Genomic DNA, 18587 nt, shown 5'->3' with positions numbered 1-18587 from the left:
ATAAGATATAGATGAAATAGTAATAGATAAAAGGATTGTCAAAAAGGAGTGCCTGCAGTATTTATATTTTTAAACAAAAAAACAAACTACAGGCATGAAAAAAGATATCACAGAATTATATAGTTTTATAGATGATTTTTGTAAAATTTATTTGGAGTATGAACAGAGAAAGTTATTACCATCAAATAAGCAGAGAAATCGCTGTTGTAGCATGAGTTTAAGTGAAATGTTAACAATAATAATTATGTTTCATACATCCTATGCTAAGAATTTTAAATTTTTCTATAAAAGTTATATAGAGTGCATGCATAAGGATGATTTCCCTAAAGCCTTGAGTTATAATAGATTTGTTGAATTAATGGCACGATTATTCATACCGCTAAATATGTTGATTCATTTGTTGTTTGGTGAGGAAACAGGTATTTATTTTATTGACTCTACAACGATTAAAGCTTGTCACAATAAAAGGCGTTATAGCAATAAAGTTTTTAAAGGATTAGCCAAACATAGTAAATCCTCTATGGGGTATTTTTATGGTTTTAAATTACATGTAATAATCAATAATAAAGGGGAGTTTATGGCATTAAAAGTGACCAAAGGCAATGTAGATGATAGGGTTCCAGTACCGGAGTTAACAAAAAGATTAACTGGAATTATAGCAGCTGATAAAGGTTATATTAAGCAAAATTTGTTCTTAAATTTATATGAAAGAGGCTTAAAAATGATTCATGGAATTAAGAAGAATATGGAAAATAAATTAATGGATTTGAAAGAAAAAATCTTACTTCGAAAGCGTAACTTAATTGAAACAGTTTTTGATTATCTAAAAAATAAAATGAACCTTGAACATACTAGACATAGATCACCAATAAATGCCTTTGTCCATATATTATCTACTCTTGTTGCTTATTCATTAAAGAAAAATAAACCTTCAACAAAATTTGATTTTAATCTACATGTTCTCAATATCCTTATCCCGAATTGACGTAATACCAGTTTTGTTCATATGCTGAGAGGTTGCTTAATGAATTAATTTTGCTAAATACAAAAGTAAAGCAACCAATAGACATTGATGTAGTAAAAAAAGGCATCTACTATGCTAAAAAATATCATGGCAGTCAAATGAGACAATCCGGTGAGCCATATTACTCGCATCCGATTGAAGTGGCTTATATGGTTGCCCAGTACACAACCCTAGAAATTCCACGATTGTTTAGAACCGACATGATTGTTACCGCATTACTGCACGATACCATTGAAGATACAAAACTGACCGAACCCATGATTGCCTATATTTTTGGCAATCAAGTGGCTAGTCAAGTAGAAGATTTGACTAGGGTTAAACCTTATGGCAAGATTAGCTCAGCGGAAACACTAGATTTATTAATTCAGCAAAAAAAATATGATGTAGCATTGATTAAAGTTCTTGACAGAAAACATAACTTGCAAACTCTAGGAGCTAAATCACCGGAAAAAGCTAAGAAGATAATTCAAGAGACAATAGGACATTTTATAACACTTTGTGCATATTTGGAAATACCAAGAGTAGAGCAAGAACTAATAAAACTTTGTCAACAATATCTATGTGTTAATCTGAACCCCTCTGAACTGCAGAAGCAAAATAATCGGCTCTGTCCAAAAAACTGTGTAAATTCGAAAAAATAGGTCATTAAATTTTGTTAAGCCTATCCTCAAATTTAACCATCAAATGAGCCATAGCTTCATTCCAGTTTGGAATGGGCATAGTCCATTTTTTGGTCATATAGTCAATTGTCAAATATAAACTTTTAAAAACAGCATTATCATTAGGAAAAACCCGCTTATTATTTGTTACTTTACGCAATTGACTATTGACAGATTCAACTGAATTAGTTGTATAAATTACCTTTCTAATTGACTCAGGATACCCTAGAAAAATCATTAGATTGTCCCAATTATTATACCATGATTTGGCAATTTGTGGATATTGTTTATTCCATTTTTCTTCAAAAGATACTAAAGCTAAATGGGCTTGTTCTTCCGTTACTGCAGTATATATCGGCTTTAAATCGCTAGACAGTTGCTTCCTATCTTTATACGACACATATTTTAAACTATTTCTAATCTGATGTACAATACACAATTGATGTTCTGTTTTTGGATAAACTGCTTCTATTGCCTCAGACATACCAGTAAGATTATCGCTACAGGCAATCAGTATATCTTTTAGCCCTCTATTTTTCATTTCGGTAAAATTACCGAGCCAAAATTTTGCCCCTTCATTTTCACTGATCCATAATCCCAATATATCTTTTTTACCAGATAAATCAATTCCTAATGCAACATATACTGCCTTATTGATTATCCTTTTATCTTGCCTGACTTTTACTACTAAACAATCAAAAAATACTATCGGATATATCTCTTCTAATGGTCGACTCTGCCAAGCTTTAACCTCATCCATTACATCATCAGTAATTTGGCTGATTAAGCCTTCACTTATTTCAACACTGTATAACTCCTGTAACTGAATCTTAATATCAGATATACTCATGCCTTTAGCATATAATGATAGTACTTTATCGTCAAAACCATCAAAACGTTTCTGGCGTTTTGGTAGTATTGCGGGTTCAAAGGTATTATGCCTATCCCTTGGTACTTCTATTTCTACAGCTCCATGTTCGGAGATCAGTTTTTTGCTAGTTATACCATTACGAGCATTATCATTATCTGCACAACTGTATTTATCATAGCCTAGATGATTATTCATTTCTGACTGCAGTGCCTTCTCTATTAAACGTTTGGTCAATTCTTTTAATAAACCTCCTTCTTTCAGTATTGTACTTACATCTGTATCATTATCTATTAATAAATCTACTGCTTGCTTTATTGATTCATTAGTTTTTTTATTCATGTAATTTCCTTTTTTGTTATACTTTTATATATAACCTATTTCGAAATTTACACAGTTTTTTGGACAGAGCCGGATAAGGATTAGTAAAAATGCTTTAGCTATAACTAATACAAGATTTTGGATATGTATAAATTGCATTTCTGTGAATTCATACATTAATTGCTCTTCGTAGTGTATATATGTCTGCTATTTTTACTAATCCTTATCCCGAATTAACGTATATTGCTGTCGTATTGTATTAAACTCAAAGGTGATACGGTCGTTGGATGTAATCTATAACCGGTAAACTGCCCTCTATATCCTATTAAATATGCCTTCTCTTCCTCATATATTTCTAGAATCGTTCTTTCTGTAAATTCAGGATGTCTTTTAGTTTTAGCCCACTCTATAGACATCTCTCTTAGCTGAATGTTAATAGCTTCATAACTATCTCCTTTCAATATTGGAGTAAAAAAGTTACGTCTAGTGTCTCCTACTTGTTTCTCAACCTGTCCTTTCTCCCATCCTGATGCTGGACTACAGGCAAGTGGCTCAAATAAATGGTGAGAGACCATTTGGATAAACTTCTCGTTAAAGATACGATCCTTGCCAATCAATATTTTTTTGACAGCCGTCTTCATATTGTCATAAATACCATTCTTACAACAACCAGCAAAAAACTTGAAAGCTTGATCATGGGCATCCATAACCATTTCCAGCTGCTCATTAGGATAAACCACTACCAAAGAATAACGACTATAGCATAGCTTTATTCTCGCTGCTTTAACTCTAGTAACCTCCCCATTTAAACATATTTCTTCCTCTCCCCAATCAAACTGAAACGCCTGACCAGCTTCAAAATTTAATGGAATAAAAACTTGCCCGCCCCTTGCCTCGTATTCTCTACGGAAGTTTCGTACAATTAGATTCACAGATTCGTAACTTCCTGTATAACCCGATATCTGAAGCTGTTGGTATAGCTGCCGTCATTCTACGTCGAACCGACTCCTTGCTATTCTCTGCTAATAGCTGATTTAGTACTTCAAGATGATTGCCAAGAACAGGCTTACCTTTGCTATATTTTGCTAACTCAAATTTAGTTTGATTGCTGCAAATGACTTTTTTTACTGTATTCTTTGATATATTCAGTTCTCTAGCAATTGCTTTAATTGCTTTGCCATCAACGTAATACATTCTACGTATTCTTCCAATTGTTTCCACTATAAACAACCTTTTAAAAACTCCTTAAAAAAATATTAAAAATATTAATTTTTTGGAGATATTGTTACTTATTTAGGGGGGCAATTTTCATTACAATTTTTCCCTTAAAGGGGTCAATAGCTGATTACAATTTACACAGTTAGACGAACATTCCCATTTTTTCGAATTTACACAGTTTTTTGGACAGAGCCGCAAATTCATCGATTCAGTTAAGAGATTCCATCTGATTGTAGTAGATGAATTAGGCTATGTACCAATAAAAGTGGATGCTAGATTCCTGTTATTTGAGCTATTTGCTAAATTATATGAGCAGTCTTCGCTTATCATCACTACCCATTTGAGATTTGAAGAATGGGGTGATATATTTGGTAATGCTAAAGCAACAAAAGTAATTATCGATAGACTGACACATCATTGTCACATCATAGAAACTGGTAATAAAAGTTTCATAGGAGGCAAAGATGTAGATTAAAGATTAAAATAATAGACTACGGTATTAATTAAAAATTACAATGATTTTAGAAAATTCTATCTGAATTTTAACCAAAATTAACTAATTTTTTTATGTGGTTAGGGGGGGCAATAGTTTATTACAATAGGGGGTCAATAGCTGATTACAATTTACAAATAGGATTTTAATGATATACTAGGAATAGCCCACTCAAGTAATAGTAAGCTAGGGCTTTCAGCTAAAACCTTAACACTGCCAAATCTAGATAAAACCTTTAAAGCTGCTGATTCTCTCTTAAGTCCAGCAATATCTAGCCCCAACTTTAAGATAATTGGCTGATGACCTTGAAAACCTGCTAAAACATAGTGGTAACTCAAGTTTTTAATAGGATTTAAACTAGACAAACCGTACTCCTTAGCCAATTCATCCACAATTCTTGGTAAATCATCTAACCAAACCTTACCTTGATCGCCATAGATATTAGTGATGTTAGTTTTTAATCTTTTCATGCTGATAAACTTATATTTTTTTATGCTAGATCAAATTAACTATTTACTATAGTATTACAGTAGTTTTAACTTAAAACTTACAAAATTGATATTATGGGAATGAGCTTCAGTCACTTATTAGTGATCTTGTTAATTATCTTAGTGTTATTTGGTGCTGGTAAATTGCCTCAAGTGATGTCAGATCTTGCAAAAGGTCTTAAAGCTTTCAAGGAAGGAATGAAAGACATTGATAAGAAAAAAGATGAATAACCTGTTTTGCTAGGTGATGTGAAGATTTCTATCTAATGGTTTTATCGATCGTTATTTTCGTTCTCGAATCCGTAACGGAATTTAGTACGCTACGGTTTTGTGCTTACTATTACCCACATCTTTGGATTCGTGGGACGTCATCCTGAATTTATTTCAGTATCTAGAACATCAAGTAGTTAGCAAAAATTATCGTAAGTAAGATTGACAAATCATCCTTACGACAATTTGAAGTCCTTCGATCATGGATCGAGCGTTTGTACCGAAGGCTCTCACTTGCCTAAGATGACGCCACTGACTTAAACCGGACACTAGTGTACCGAAGCGGGAATGACATTACCTTGACAGCAAGGGATAATTATATTCATTCAATAACTATCGCAGCTCGCTCAAACTTATTCTCTAAATTGCTTTTAAGGTTTTTATACTGAGGAGTTTTTAACTCTTCATTGGTAATCAAACTTTTTCTTATGGAGATTATATCTGTAAATTCAGTATCTTTATTCTGATATTTACATGATCTATTGACATATATCCACGGAGTATCAATTTCAAAATTTAATTTTTTACAGTCTTTAATTATAATATTTTTTATAATTGTATGTTTTTTGTTAGTGTTAGGTACACCTATAAAAAGGTCTGATACTTGGTCAAAAGCTGTATTTGTAATATCCTCCATCCCATATAATCTTAACCTTAAACCAGCCCCCTTATTGGTTTTAAAAATTTGGTTTTTTTGCTGATATGCGTATTTAATTGTAATATCCTTGACAATACGAGAAGTAAGATCAGGTAATTCTAAAAATTTCTTCTCTTCTTCATCAAGATATACTCCTGTCAACATGTGGAAAGTAAAATCCCTTAGCTGTTCATTTGATTCATATAACCCAGCACCTGTTATATTTACTGCTACTTCTGCTTTCAAATCAAGCTGACCATGCACATCTACAATATTATTTCTTATTACGAACTCATTGTGTATTATAGCTTGTGAATTTTGATAGGCTATTTCAGGAATTTTGGTATAACCTGCTTGTTGAATATCTAATACCAAGGCTAACTTACCTGCAACATCCGGAAAAATTCCTTGTGCCATACTAACAAAGTTTGTTGGGTCAATCCAATATATTTTTCCATTTTTATTAGCTATTTTAAGCATCACATGATTAAAATTTCCTATGTTAGGTAGTGCATTTGGGTTAGAAAAATTAGTAATACCTCGCATTACTAAAATGGGTTGAACCTTAAACCCAAGCTTTTGCAAGATAACAGCAGTACTTGCAGAAAAATCTTTGCAATCACCAATTTGAGAAGTAGCAATCTTTTCTAAATCTCTAGGAAAATACTGACCTGATACTGTTCGCCAATCACCCATATATTGGATTTTCTCAGCTAATGAAGAAGTGACAAAATTAATTTTTTCTTCATCGGTATTTTTATCTAGAGCAGATTCCGCTATATTCATGAAGATTGTAGGAAGTGGTTGATTGATTACCTTAAAATAGCCAGGAGCAAGTTGTTTAGCCAAATCTTGCCATTTAGTTAAGCTTGACAAGGATACCCAAGTAGTATGTTTAACATTTAATACACCATTATTTGGTTCATTGGTCAATTGATTATAAACAGGTTTCTCTAGGATAATCTCTGCCGAATGAAAGTCACTTTCAGCATCAGTAATAACTTTTAATACGCCTTTTGGGTCGTTTACTTTGATATTTAGAGGTAATTTGGAATTAATCTTAGTGTGATCTGCTCGCAAGTAGCCTTCCGTACCATAAAATAAAGTAGTACCATAAAAATTATCTACAGGGACTTTCGTTTTAACAAACTTATATTTTAAGTATATTTCTGCACCAAGTTCCACTTTAGGGAATGAGATAGTTATCTGATTTAATTGATCAAAACCTTGTCCAAAACTAGCTAGCGGTTTATCCTCAATCATATCTTTAGAAACTACATATTCTTGCCCATTATAAACAGTCTTAGCTTCCAATATAGAGATTTGGGCACTATAGTTATTATAAGACAATCTATAGTGAGAGAACTGACTACGTCCTGATTCTTTTAGTATTTTTGCGTGCATTTCCGTTATTTCTTCAGAAGTACCATCTTGGTTAATAGTAATATTGTTGTTACACAATTTTATTTCAACAGGAGCATCTTCGTAGTTACTCCATCTCCCTTGAGCGGAATAGTTTATTAAAAATACTAATAATATTAAACGAAAACAAAATTTTAAATAAGTCATTATAAATATCCTAAAAGAGTATAGTCTAGTTAATAACAAAGCCCATAAGGTTTTATACACTAAAAAATAGAGACCACTAAGTAAAAATGATCTTTTTTCTTGGAGGGATATAAACAATTTTTTCTTGGTCATTTATATTATTGTCATAATTCATTTTTTCCATGACACCAATAAAATAATTACCATGTGGCATTAGTTTTACTATTGCCCAACCGTCCATAATAGATTGAGTAATTTTATCTAAATCAGATTTGTTTTCAGCGAAAGATATAATCTTTTGAGGGGGTTTTACCCTTGTCATAATCTTATTTTTTATTAATTTTAATTTCTTATATAGCTAACCCGAAAAGGTTTAAGGCATAGTAATGGTAATAGCCGATGTCATTCCCGCGTAGGCGGGAGTATAAATACGATCTTACGATGTCACCCCTGCGAAGGTAGCGGGGTTCAAAATAACTTAACACAACCTAATCTTGGTTATTTTTTTAGATTCCGCACCGAAGCAGGGATGACATCGCTTCTAGCTAAGCTAAGATTAACATATATCTAAAACCTTTTCGGGTTAGCTATAGGCTGATTATTGCATATTTGTTAAGTAATTGCAATTACTTAACCTTCGGATATTTATTATGTTTCTTCTTCCATCTATTATGAAACCAAAACCATTGACCTGGATTTTCTTTAACCCAATTACCTAAAATTTGGTTAATGGTAAACATTATATTATAACAATCTGTTTTACTATTATTAGTTTTTTGTAATTGTATTGGTGGATGGATAATAGCTTTAAAATAACTATTATTACTATTAGTGCGAACCACTTGTAATGGTACAATCGGGTAGCCGAATTGTAAGGCAATTTTAGCAATTGCGTGAGCAGTCATGGCCGGCTGGCCTAAAAATGGTACTTCAATGCCATTATTCATTTTTTGATCTACAAGCATGCCAATTGCATATCCTGATTTGATTGCAGATATGAGATCTCTTGCCCCCTTTTCTCCTTTTGGAATTAGCTTTATATCACTAGTTTTACGCGTATTATTAATTAGCTTATCAATATAAGGATTATTTAATTTACGATAGATAATAGCAAACTTAGGATAAAATTTATTTATAATTTTAAGTGCAAAATCCCAATTAGCAAAATGCCCCGTAAATAATAAGAAAGGTTGGTGTGATTTCTGAAATTCTATTATATTATCAAGTCCGCTTATTTCTACCCTTCTAGATAATTCTTCCTCTGACATATTATTAATATATGGAAATTCTCCTATAAAACTGCTAAAATTATCCCATACTTGATTAATTGTTGTTTGAGTCTCCACGCTTAGACCATTTGTCTGATTCTTGCCAAAAATATTTTGAACATTTTCTTTTGCAATTTTATTGACTGGCAATAGAGGTCCTATTTTCCTTGCTATATACCGACAAATTTGTACAGATTTGTCGATACCAAATGCTCCTAGTATCTTTAGTACTATTAAAACGAAAAAATACTCAAGCAAATACCTAATATTTTTAAAGAATTTTTTCATATATTAAATCTACTAATAATTTTTGATTATTTAGTAATAAATGTACATCACAACATATTACTGACAAGTCAGTATCACATATTTTTACGTAATCTTTTCTAGTTGTTATTAGAAGAGAATTAGATTTTTCTGATTGTTCTTTTAAATAGTCTAAATCTTCTTCACGATATTGATGATGATCCGGAAAAATTTTATTACCGACTAACTGCAATCCATAATTTTCTAATGTAGAAAAAAACCGTTCCGGATTACCTATACCACTAAAGGCAAAATAGCTCTTTGTTTTATCTATGTCTATAGCTGGAACTATTTGGGCTTGAAAAAAGGGAAGCTCCTTATGTAAGAAAGAAGAAACAACATTAGACTTATTGCATAACTCTACTTCTGTTGGTAATTTATACGTCGATCCGGTACTCAAATCCTCACGTACACTTGCCGTACTGCTTGCGGTTTTCCGCTCCGTATCTACTATAAATTCCGGAGCAGCAGCGAATTCTGCAAGAAGTCTATTACTCGAACCGACGAGAATAACTATATCCGCTTTTTCAATAGCTTGTTTAGGATACTCACGCAAAGGACCGGCTGGAATTAACAATTCGTTGCCAAATAACCTGTCAGCATCAACTGACAGAATAACAATATCCTTATAAAAATTAGGATTCTGCATTGCATCATCTACTATAATCACCTTTGGTTTAATCCTTTTTATAAAAGGTAGTATATATTGAATTTTCTTGCTAGCTATGACTTTACCATATTTTAATAGCATTACTGCTTCATCCCCGACATCTAGTACTGTATGATGTGGTTCAACTAACAACGCTGTTTGCAGTTTACTGCCATAACCTTTAGTAATAATTATAAAATCAATATTAATAGCCTTCAACATTTCCGCAAGGAAGATCACTATTTGAGTTTTACCAGTACCTCCAATGCTTATATTACCGACACAAATTACTTTACAAGGAAATATTATAGGGCGTGCAATTATTTTTCTTAAATAACTAGCAAAAAGATATAACCAACTTAGTGGTAATAATAAATATGCTATAATGTTCTTGGTGTGCCAAAATTTAGGATAAATAAGCCTGATCATAAGTTTAAGACAACTTAAGCCCTATCATAGAAATTATCATAGTCGTAATAAAGAAAACTCGTATGGCAGAGTATGACTCGTTAAAACACACCATCCCTACTATTACTGTTCCTACAGCTCCGATACCAGTCCATATAAGATAAGCAGTACCAAGAGGAAGTTTATCTAGAGTTTTACTTAGACAAACAAAACTCAATATAGAAAAAATAATAAAAGCTATAATGGGTTTTACTTTGGTAAAACCATCTGACAATTTCAGCGATATAGAGAAACCTACCTCAAATAATCCTGCAAGTATAAGGAGAACCCAAGTTACTAGCATATTGTTACCTTTGTTTAATTTGCCCTGAAGATTTGCTATTTTTGTTATTTTGTAAAGATTTTTTACTAGGTAAGTTAACCGATACCTGATCTTTTATTATATTTAATTTGTTAGATTTTAGATTGACTACCGACTTTATTTGACTATCTAATTTTTGTATGGATACATTATGCTCTACTGCTTGCTGTTGAGACAAGAATTCCTTATTATTTTTCCATAAATTAGTTTTTAGAGTGGTAATTTTTTCTTCTTGCCTACTCATGGATTTATCCTGACTCAGAATTACCCCGCCAATTTTCTCGCCGATTTTGGGAGCATATTCTATGGCTAGAATAGAAGCTGGTACTACCATAAAAGCAAATGTTGCACCAGCTGTTGCAACACTGATAGCCCCAACTGCTAGAACAGAAATGGCAGTTATAATTTTACTAGTTGCTTGTTTAAATATTTCAATTTTCTTATTATGTTTTACTGCAACATTTACTATTCTATTAATTTCTAATCTAGCATTAGTGCTGACTTCCTTTGGGTTTTGATATTTTTTCACCGCATGCATTACCGTTGTACAAAATATTTCTGGTTCAAGCTGTATAAAATTTGTTAATTCATAACTATTCCTTGCTGCCAGTAAATCTTTTAACACTTGTTTTATTACTTTTCTCTCTTCAGAATTTGCCTTAGCAAAATTTGTACTTATTAGTGTATCAATTATTATATCTTCTGATTTGTTTAGAATATTATCTCTATCTTGATATTCTACTGCATCAGGAGAGATTGCTACTGAAAATAACATTAAAACTGTTGAAAAACTATCATCCGTAATAACTTTCTGACCGAGAAAAACTCTTAATTTACCAATACAATTACTTATATGGATATCAATCTCAGGTGTTGATTTAAGTCTAATTTCGTAATCAATAACTATTATATTAGCAAGTGTTAAACACGCATGTTTTGTTATATTATTAAATAACTCTTCACTTATTCTTTTTCTACATATAGAAATGTTTATACTGCTAAAGATGTTCATTAGTCTTTGACTCTTTATTTTTTAACATGAGAGTGTTTTTTTACAAATGAAGCTATCGTATCCTCAAAAAAAATAAACTTTTCATTTAGTAAATTAATTTGCTTTATTTTTTCATCTTCAGTTAAGAAAGAATATTTAATACTATTAGACACTATTTCTTTTAGCTTATCATAAGATGGCTTGTAGCAAGTGACAAATTTTAAATATTCATCCGTTAAATTATTACGTGATACCCCTGGATCATCAGTAGAAATTGCAATTGGTACTCCATACCGCATATAAAGTCTCACTGGATGATCGTTACCTTGTACTCCTAGTAACGTTTCATTACTAGTCAAATTAATTTCTACAAGTATATTTTTGTTTAATAATGTATTTATTAATTGGTAGGGGTTAGATTCGTGCATAATATCGACACCATGTCCTATACGGTTTGCCTCTGCCACATTAACCGCATCATTAATATGATAACTCAATTCTTCAGGAGTAACTTGCCCTAAAGTAAGCTCTCCCGCGTGCAGCGACAATTTTACGTTAGGAAATTTTTGTTTTAAGAAACGAAACATTTTCATATGCAACTTATAATCACGTAAAGCAATAGGATGAGCCTCATTACCAACAATGTTAACTCCAACAAATTTGGTATTATTTTTGACCATTAAAAACGCTGAATATAATCCGGAAAATATCAGCGATGGTTTGTTGAAACGTAGTACATATGGTTGAAATCGCATACTAAAATCATCATCATCAATATCTTGGGAGTTAGATACGATTTCACGTAAATTTTGAGCAATTTCATTTTGTATAATGCTATCTTTATCTAAAACATCAACAGCCTGCCTTAAAACGCTATTGATAGTAGTATCATCTGTATTACTTGTTAGTTGATTAATCTTATCAAGTGCAGGATTGAAACTAGTTGGGGCTGGGAACAATATAGTTTCAATATATTGGATATTTTCCGATTTAGCTCTTAGCTTCAACAAAGTCAAACTACTTTTGACATCTACTGCTTCTATTGGGGCTAAATATCCAAAAACATTAAAGAAATGTTTTAATCCATCTTCTTGAGTATAATCATGGTCGTAAAAGAATTTACCATATGACCAGTGACGTAAAATGGTGGTATATAGATCATAATTATCTTGCAGAGCAGTAACACTAAGGCATGTTTTATTTGGTTTATTTTTTTGCACTTGATAGCTATTCTTATCTATATAAAAACCGGCCTTACTAATAAAATCTAAATAATTTTCAGCATATATAGCTCCACTAAAATGATGATGAAGCTCCCCTCCTTTGGGTAATAAACTTAAAAACATATTAAGCTCTGCCATATCGTTACTGGATATTAAATTATGGTAATATTTACTAGTAGCGATATAATCTTTTGTTTCTTTTGATGAGGAGTTACTAGCCATCGTCACTTCTGCGATAAAAATAATATTTAAAATAATGATAAATCTTATTAACTTTTTTACAATAATATTCATATATTTCTCTAAGATTTATTACTCGATAATCAAGTTTTTTTCTGAAGGCTACAATTCATGGCAGTTTATGTCACCCCTTCCTACGATGTCACCCCTGCGAAAGCAGGGGTCTAAAAAAGTCTAACAAACCCTCTTGGTCTATTTTTCTAGATTCCTGCCTTCGCAGGAATGACATAAACCCTACACCCCCCTTCACAGGGATGACATCTTCTCAGCTTCTTTTCATGACTTTTAACATGCCATGAATTATAAATTTCAATAAAAACTTGATTATCGAGTATTAATAATTTTGTTATAAAATATATAATAACTACTTAAGGTTACAATTACTTATTTGCCGTTATTTCTCTTATACGCATGTTAAGTTTTGTAAATATCATATCAGGTGTTCTTTCTGTTGATAGTTTATAAACAACCTTAGGTTCTAACACATCTTCTTTCTTTATGTCTATAGATAATACAATAGTATTCTCCGGCATACAAGAGTAGATTTCTCTTATAATTGTCAAGAAAGTTGCAAAATCTTTAGTAGAAAATCTTATATAAACATCATAATTCTTTATCCTTATAGTATCCTGCTTTGTTCCCACCATTGGGTTAATACCACTTAAGAATTCTTGTTTAATTAATATAGTAATAGGCTCATTTAAGTTGTATTTTTTTGAAAAACTATCAATTGTTGTTATTAACCTTGCTCGTGCTAAACAACTTTGTCTAGCAGAAATAGATAATAATTTCGAATATCTTGCATAAGTTTCTAGTATTTTATGTTTGGAATTTATTATAGAATATAACTTTAACGTTTCTTGAGCTAGAGATTCTTCTATATTTTGATTCTTGGCAATTGACTCCATATAATCTTTATTAATACTTTGCAGTAACCAAAAAATAGTAGAAATACACAAACAACATATAATAAACTTAAAGAATATAACATTTTTTAGATGAACAATAAAATTTTTAAGCATCTCTTATCCTTTTTTCTTAGTAATAATGACCTCAGCAGGTATTACTACTCTATTAGGTAACTCTAATATTTGATCAGTAAATATTGTAAAATTAATATCCATATTGCTAAATATTTTACTAAAATTTGCAATTTCTTGTTTTAATATCTGAGTAGCATCTTCAACTAGCATATCACTAACGATAAGTTTTAATAACATCTCAATTTGTATATACTGATTAGATGATAATAACGTATTATCTAGATCCGACCTTTGCCATTTAATCTCCTCTAGGTGCAGATTAGGTGGTAAATTTGTTAAAAACTTTTCTAACGAGTCAAATGGCGTTGGTACAGGGATTTGCAATAAGGCTTCAAATACGTATAAATCAGCTAAATTAGTGGTATTTTGAATATATGGATAGGTTTGCTTAACATTATAATAATCTTGTTCAGCACTAAAATAGTGTGAATTTAAAAGATCCAATTTTCTGTAATTTGCTATGGTTTTAATTTTGATAACGCATGCAGCAAATATCAATACTATTATTATAGTGATAAATGGTTTAAAAATTAAAGAACTGATAATATTGAGTTTAGCTATGGATTCTAAATATTTATTAGAGGCTAGAAAGCTTTTTTGTTCATTAAATAACTTGACAACCATTTCATCTGAAAATTTGCTATTATCATCTATACTGTTAGACTTACATATTACTGGATGTTCACCAAAACTGGATTGTTCTAATAACAATTTTAGACTTTGGTCTGCTATAAGAATTATACAAACTTTAAGGGTTAAACTATCAATATAGCTTTTACAAGATATCAAACAATCTTCCACTTCTTGTTCAATTATACCTTGAATATATAAGTCTGACTTATCAGCTGGATAATCAAATGTTTGAATTGAGATTATATTACCTTGGTGTTTAACAACAAGTTTAATACCGTTTGTACTTAAAATACATACAAAAATTTGTAAATATTCACTATATTTATTATTTTCAACATTTTTTACAATTTTATCTATAATTGTTTTCCATTCCAAAGCTAAAAAATAAATCCCACCAAACTTTTGCCTCTTACTTGCCAAAAGATTCTCAAGTAGCTTACTTAAAGGTGGGGTATAAGGAGTAGATACCAGCAAAGTATTCCACACCTCACTATATTTGGTATTGATGTTATAGACATTGTAAGCAACTATATCATCTATAGAAAAATACTCCTCAATAAACTTTTCTACAGGATTGGTTTTTACTATTGAATGTAGTACAGGTACTATATCATGGCGTACTTCACATGCAGAACCGCTTAATAAGAAGAAAACGTAACAGTTTTTGAATTTACCAAAAAATTCTTTATAGGAGTCTAAATTATCTTGGTTTTCAGCAGGGACAAATAAAGTATCCTCAACTTTATCGTGTATTAAAGCACAAAGAAATGTACCTTTACCTCCTATTAAAATAATAATATTTCTTTTATATAAAAAATATACCACCAATTCATGTAGTTTTTTTAGTAAAACTTGTAGTTTGGGTAGTTTGGATATGTTAATCATGTAACTAATACTTAGACTTAAATATTTAAACATAGACTATTATAACATCAATTATCTTTCCACTAAGTGGATTTAGTATTTTTTTACGATTTATCTATAAAAAAATATTAAACATTGATTGAATAATTACAATATTATCCGTTCTAAACGGATAAAGACTATATGAATGATATAGGTACAAAATCTTAAATTAACCTCAGTTTGATATAATAAATTAATAATAAGCTCAGTATCATTAGGGGTGACATCCGAAGGGGCAGGGATTGACACCCTAGGCTATTAAACCAATGTCTTATACCACTTCCCATTATTAACTACACTATTTAGCACTACACTGTAGTACTAATGTCAAAACGATGTCATCCCAGCGAAAGCTGGGATATAATAATGTTTAATAGTCTTTTAGGCTATTTTTTTTAGATTCCCGCCTACGCGGGAATGACAGCTCTGGGTAGTAACTACAACTGTAGTATTAGCGTAGTTAATAATGGGAAATGGTCTTACATCAATACTTGAGGTTAAATTACTATTACTTTAACATAAATTTTTATTTTTGTAATATTTTGTTGGACATTCTTAAATAATAAATATACTTTCCTTGAGTTAGGTTATTATAAAGGACGATAATCTAATAAAATTCTAATGGTTTTAATAATTGAAAATTTGTAGTATTACAAAATCAATTATTAGTAATATGTTGAACTAATTGAGGATTATATTATTATGTCTAAACAACAAAATGATTTGGTTACAAAACAGGATGTAGAGGAAGCTTATTTGTTTACAAAACCGAATGTAGAGGAAGCTAAGAAGATACTTATATCTGTGCAAGACCAAGATATTGAGGCTGTATACAAAGTAGCTTTACCTAGTAGAATACTACAGAAACTTATAGTAGCTTTACCTAGTAGAATACAACAGGAACTTAATGATCAAAATATTAAAGCAAATGCTGTATACAAAATAGTAAGTTTACCTAGTAGAATACTACAGAAATTTAATGCTAAAACTAGTGACGCTAAAAAGATATTGACTAACGCTGAAAAGATAAAGATATTGACTAACGCTGAAAAGATATTGACTAAAGAACTCTCAGACTTAAAAACGAGTTACGCTACAAACGAAGAACAATACAATATTATAGACTCAAAATCCCAAGAACTAAACAATTTATGCACAAAATTAGCTACGGAAAAAGAAGAATTAGAACAAGTACAAAAATGATCCAGTATCAGATAGTGATCCAGTATCAAATAGTGATCCAGTATCAGATAGTGATCTAGTATCAGAAAATGATTCTGATTATACATCTAGCGATGATGATCTTAGTACTAGCAAAATACAATACGCAGTGTTGCTAAGGGATATATTATCAGAAAATAATCCACAGCATCCAGTATTGTTAAAGATCAAGGAACTAGCAGATGAATTCTCTCGAGAAATAGAACTCGGCAACACTGAATATATTAATAATAATGATGACGTTAGCGTAGCAGGGGGAGATGTAGAACATAATGATACGCTTTAAACTATAGGCTAACACAGACAGGTTAGTTGCAGTAATGGGATAGAATCAATGTCATTCCCGCGTAGGCGGGAATGACATTTTTTCAAATTCTCTTCATAATTTTTAAACTACCATGGCGGTTATATACTAAAAAAAGTTATTATTTGCAGTAGACACCACACCCCCTCTTCTCTATAATACTGCTATCTTCAAGGATTTTACAATATTAAGAGCCTAAATTATACCCCAAATTTGAGATTGCTAAGTTTTAATAACTCTTGATTTGCAAATATGTAGAGTCAGTATAATTCCCAATTGAAGAGGTGAATTTAATAAAGAGAGTTTAGTATGAATAAATTGTTGAATATAATTCACCCCCATCCTTCTAAAGACATATCAGATAAAATTGGGGGCAAAGAGAATTATATCAATATGACGGTAGGCAATCCAAATTTCAACTTTCCTAAAAAACTTTTGAATAGTTTAAAGGCTACAATAGAAAGCAATGATAGTACTCTTAATAAGTATGCAGATTCAAGAGGTTTTTACCCTTTACGTACCGCGATTGCAGAAAGATACAAGATAAAATACAACATTAAGCTGCAACCAAATAACCAAATACTTGTTACTAACGGTTGTGCTGAAGCTATTTGGTTAACAATCTTTACTGCAACTAACATAGGAGATGAGGTAATAATTCCTGATCCATGTTATATGCTTTATGAACCTATTGTTATTTCATTAGGACGTCTACCTGTAAGAAGTGTTACTTCGCATCTTAATAGATTTGAATTAGATTTTGACGATATTTTAAAGTGCATAACTCCTAAAACCAAATTAATCATCATTAATACTCCGTGTAATCCAACGGGTACAGTTTATACTTTAGAAACATTAAAAAAATTGTACCAAATTATAGTAGAAAAAGATATTTATCTTATGCAAGATGAAGTTTTTGATGATTTTATCTTTACAGGACAATCTCATATACCAATAATTAAATTTTGTGATAACATGCATAATTTAATTGTTGTAAACAGCTTTTCAAAAAGATTAGGAATTACTGGTTGGAGATTAGGATGGCTAGTTGCATCAGAGAAGTTTACTGCACAAGCACTAAAGGCTCATACTTATAATTGTTTGGCTGTTAACACATTGATACAAACAGCAATAGCTGAGGTAATGAATGATCAAGAGGTTATAAATACGACCCAAAGTAATGTATCACTGTTAGAGAAAAAGCTAACTCGCTTTTTCTCTTCACTGCAAAAAATTGATGGTTTTGAGCTTGATAAAGCTCCAGATTCAGGTATGTATTTATTTCCTAACATTAGTAGCTTATACAAAAAAATTCCTAATAGCTATCAGAATAATTCTGTAAGTGAATCTGTTGCTAATTTTATTTTAGATAAGATTCGTGTTGCGGTTGTCCCTGGGACAGCCTTTGGTAAAGCCGGAGAAAATCATATAAGAATATCTATAACTGGCTCAGAAGAAAGTTTATTAGAAGCGATAGCAAGGCTTAATACACAGTTAATAACATAATA

20 protein-coding genes are annotated in these 18587 nt (G+C 31.2%); 7 read left to right on the top strand and 13 right to left on the bottom strand.

Annotated elements, in window-relative coordinates:
* Nucleotides 1–94 precede the first annotated feature (94 nt).
* Both AB3211_RS06205 and AB3211_RS06200 read left to right on the top strand, forming a co-directional pair.
* Nucleotides 95–985 carry an IS982 family transposase gene (locus tag AB3211_RS06205; protein ID WP_367363772.1) on the top strand — a complete coding sequence of 297 codons (891 nt, stop codon included), beginning with the start codon at nt 95–97 and terminating at the stop codon, nt 983–985.
* A 32-nt stretch (nt 986–1017) separates the two neighbouring features.
* The gene (locus tag AB3211_RS06200; RefSeq protein ID WP_367363771.1) at nt 1018–1665 is read left to right on the top strand and encodes an HD domain-containing protein; all 648 of its coding nucleotides are present in this window, start codon (nt 1018–1020) and stop codon (nt 1663–1665) included.
* 4 nt (nt 1666–1669) lie between these two features.
* Here AB3211_RS06200 and AB3211_RS06195 read toward each other — a convergent pair whose 3' ends face one another.
* From AB3211_RS06195 to AB3211_RS06185, 3 genes are all read right to left on the bottom strand, one after another.
* Nucleotides 1670–2893 (bottom strand): IS256 family transposase, encoded by a 1224-nt coding sequence (locus AB3211_RS06195; protein WP_367363661.1) that lies wholly within the window; start codon nt 2891–2893, stop codon nt 1670–1672.
* Between the two features lie 212 nt (nt 2894–3105).
* Nucleotides 3106–3804, bottom strand: coding sequence for an IS21 family transposase (gene istA / locus AB3211_RS06190; protein ID WP_367363989.1), 699 nt, complete (start codon nt 3802–3804; stop codon nt 3106–3108).
* On the bottom strand, nt 3776–4066 hold the full coding sequence (locus tag AB3211_RS06185) for a LuxR C-terminal-related transcriptional regulator (RefSeq protein WP_367363728.1): 291 nt from the start codon (nt 4064–4066) through the stop codon (nt 3776–3778). Before AB3211_RS06185 ends, istA begins: the two co-directional genes overlap by 29 nt.
* A gap of 226 nt (nt 4067–4292) precedes the next feature.
* Here AB3211_RS06185 and AB3211_RS06180 point away from each other — a divergent pair, with 226 nt between their 5' ends.
* Complete coding sequence (locus tag AB3211_RS06180; RefSeq protein ID WP_367364831.1) at nt 4293–4565, top strand: ATP-binding protein; 273 nt, start codon at nt 4293–4295, stop codon at nt 4563–4565.
* 149 nt (nt 4566–4714) lie between these two features.
* Here AB3211_RS06180 and AB3211_RS06175 read toward each other — a convergent pair whose 3' ends face one another.
* Nucleotides 4715–5053 (bottom strand): hypothetical protein, encoded by a 339-nt coding sequence (locus tag AB3211_RS06175; RefSeq protein WP_367363988.1) that lies wholly within the window; start codon nt 5051–5053, stop codon nt 4715–4717.
* Between the two features lie 93 nt (nt 5054–5146).
* On the opposite strand from AB3211_RS06175, the gene AB3211_RS06170 reads away from it, so the two are divergent.
* Entirely contained in the window at nt 5147–5302 is a 156-nt protein-coding gene (locus AB3211_RS06170; protein ID WP_341747719.1) for a Sec-independent protein translocase subunit TatA, read from the top strand.
* A gap of 361 nt (nt 5303–5663) precedes the next feature.
* Here the strand turns inward: AB3211_RS06170 and AB3211_RS06165 are convergent, their stop codons facing one another.
* The 9 genes from AB3211_RS06165 to AB3211_RS06125 all read right to left on the bottom strand — a co-directional run bounded on the left by AB3211_RS06165 (nt 5664) and on the right by AB3211_RS06125 (nt 15533).
* Nucleotides 5664–7547: a DUF3857 domain-containing protein gene (locus tag AB3211_RS06165; RefSeq protein WP_367363987.1), complete on the bottom strand. Its 1884-nt coding sequence runs from the start codon at nt 7545–7547 to the stop codon at nt 5664–5666.
* A gap of 76 nt (nt 7548–7623) precedes the next feature.
* The gene (locus tag AB3211_RS06160) at nt 7624–7848 is read right to left on the bottom strand and encodes a DUF2674 domain-containing protein (RefSeq protein ID WP_367363986.1); all 225 of its coding nucleotides are present in this window, start codon (nt 7846–7848) and stop codon (nt 7624–7626) included.
* A 304-nt stretch (nt 7849–8152) separates the two neighbouring features.
* Nucleotides 8153–9082, bottom strand: coding sequence for a lipid A biosynthesis lauroyl acyltransferase (locus tag AB3211_RS06155; protein WP_367363985.1), 930 nt, complete (start codon nt 9080–9082; stop codon nt 8153–8155).
* The gene (lpxK, locus tag AB3211_RS06150; protein WP_367363984.1) at nt 9066–10178 is read right to left on the bottom strand and encodes a tetraacyldisaccharide 4'-kinase; all 1113 of its coding nucleotides are present in this window, start codon (nt 10176–10178) and stop codon (nt 9066–9068) included. The genes AB3211_RS06155 and lpxK overlap by 17 nt, the downstream gene beginning before the upstream one ends.
* Before the next feature lie 4 nt (nt 10179–10182).
* Nucleotides 10183–10500: a DMT family transporter gene (locus AB3211_RS06145; protein ID WP_367363983.1), complete on the bottom strand. Its 318-nt coding sequence runs from the start codon at nt 10498–10500 to the stop codon at nt 10183–10185.
* A 4-nt stretch (nt 10501–10504) separates the two neighbouring features.
* Entirely contained in the window at nt 10505–11530 is a 1026-nt protein-coding gene (locus AB3211_RS06140) for an RP853 family protein (protein WP_367363982.1), read from the bottom strand.
* A gap of 14 nt (nt 11531–11544) precedes the next feature.
* Nucleotides 11545–13026, bottom strand: coding sequence for a hypothetical protein (locus AB3211_RS06135; RefSeq protein WP_367363981.1), 1482 nt, complete (start codon nt 13024–13026; stop codon nt 11545–11547).
* A gap of 326 nt (nt 13027–13352) precedes the next feature.
* Complete coding sequence (locus AB3211_RS06130; RefSeq protein WP_367363980.1) at nt 13353–13994, bottom strand: hypothetical protein; 642 nt, start codon at nt 13992–13994, stop codon at nt 13353–13355.
* A gap of 3 nt (nt 13995–13997) precedes the next feature.
* Nucleotides 13998–15533, bottom strand: a complete 1536-nt coding sequence (locus tag AB3211_RS06125; RefSeq protein WP_367363979.1) for a hypothetical protein — start codon at nt 15531–15533, stop codon at nt 13998–14000.
* 723 nt (nt 15534–16256) lie between these two features.
* On the opposite strand from AB3211_RS06125, the gene AB3211_RS06120 reads away from it, so the two are divergent.
* The 3 genes from AB3211_RS06120 (at nt 16257) to AB3211_RS06110 (ending at nt 18585) form a co-directional block, all read left to right on the top strand.
* Complete coding sequence (locus tag AB3211_RS06120) at nt 16257–16757, top strand: hypothetical protein (RefSeq protein WP_367363978.1); 501 nt, start codon at nt 16257–16259, stop codon at nt 16755–16757.
* Between the two features lie 130 nt (nt 16758–16887).
* A complete protein-coding gene (locus AB3211_RS06115; RefSeq protein WP_367363977.1) occupies nt 16888–17061 on the top strand; it encodes a hypothetical protein in 174 nt (57 codons plus the stop codon).
* 327 nt (nt 17062–17388) lie between these two features.
* A complete protein-coding gene (locus tag AB3211_RS06110) occupies nt 17389–18585 on the top strand; it encodes a pyridoxal phosphate-dependent aminotransferase (protein ID WP_367363976.1) in 1197 nt (398 codons plus the stop codon).
* Nucleotides 18586–18587: the final 2 nt, after the last annotated feature.

Source organism: Candidatus Tisiphia endosymbiont of Nedyus quadrimaculatus (assembly GCF_964059235.1).
GTDB lineage: Bacteria > Pseudomonadota > Alphaproteobacteria > Rickettsiales > Rickettsiaceae > Tisiphia.
Note: the sequence above shows the minus strand (reverse complement) of the source record. Positions and strands in the feature narration are given on the sequence as shown.

Coding starts and splice junctions, on each gene's coding strand:
- AB3211_RS06205 (WP_367363772.1), top strand. CDS start 95: ATGAAAAAAGATATCACAGAATTATATAGTTTTATAGATGATTTTTGT.
- AB3211_RS06195 (WP_367363661.1), bottom strand. CDS start 2,893: ATGAATAAAAAAACTAATGAATCAATAAAGCAAGCAGTAGATTTATTA.
- AB3211_RS06185 (WP_367363728.1), bottom strand. CDS start 4,066: ATGTATTACGTTGATGGCAAAGCAATTAAAGCAATTGCTAGAGAACTG.
- AB3211_RS06175 (WP_367363988.1), bottom strand. CDS start 5,053: ATGAAAAGATTAAAAACTAACATCACTAATATCTATGGCGATCAAGGT.
- AB3211_RS06170 (WP_341747719.1), top strand. CDS start 5,147: ATGGGAATGAGCTTCAGTCACTTATTAGTGATCTTGTTAATTATCTTA.
- AB3211_RS06165 (WP_367363987.1), bottom strand. CDS start 7,547: ATGACTTATTTAAAATTTTGTTTTCGTTTAATATTATTAGTATTTTTA.
- AB3211_RS06160 (WP_367363986.1), bottom strand. CDS start 7,848: ATGACAAGGGTAAAACCCCCTCAAAAGATTATATCTTTCGCTGAAAAC.
- AB3211_RS06155 (WP_367363985.1), bottom strand. CDS start 9,082: ATGAAAAAATTCTTTAAAAATATTAGGTATTTGCTTGAGTATTTTTTC.
- lpxK (WP_367363984.1), bottom strand. CDS start 10,178: ATGATCAGGCTTATTTATCCTAAATTTTGGCACACCAAGAACATTATA.
- AB3211_RS06145 (WP_367363983.1), bottom strand. CDS start 10,500: ATGCTAGTAACTTGGGTTCTCCTTATACTTGCAGGATTATTTGAGGTA.
- AB3211_RS06140 (WP_367363982.1), bottom strand. CDS start 11,530: ATGAACATCTTTAGCAGTATAAACATTTCTATATGTAGAAAAAGAATA.
- AB3211_RS06135 (WP_367363981.1), bottom strand. CDS start 13,026: ATGAATATTATTGTAAAAAAGTTAATAAGATTTATCATTATTTTAAAT.
- AB3211_RS06130 (WP_367363980.1), bottom strand. CDS start 13,994: ATGCTTAAAAATTTTATTGTTCATCTAAAAAATGTTATATTCTTTAAG.
- AB3211_RS06125 (WP_367363979.1), bottom strand. CDS start 15,533: ATGATTAACATATCCAAACTACCCAAACTACAAGTTTTACTAAAAAAA.
- AB3211_RS06120 (WP_367363978.1), top strand. CDS start 16,257: ATGTCTAAACAACAAAATGATTTGGTTACAAAACAGGATGTAGAGGAA.
- AB3211_RS06110 (WP_367363976.1), top strand. CDS start 17,389: ATGAATAAATTGTTGAATATAATTCACCCCCATCCTTCTAAAGACATA.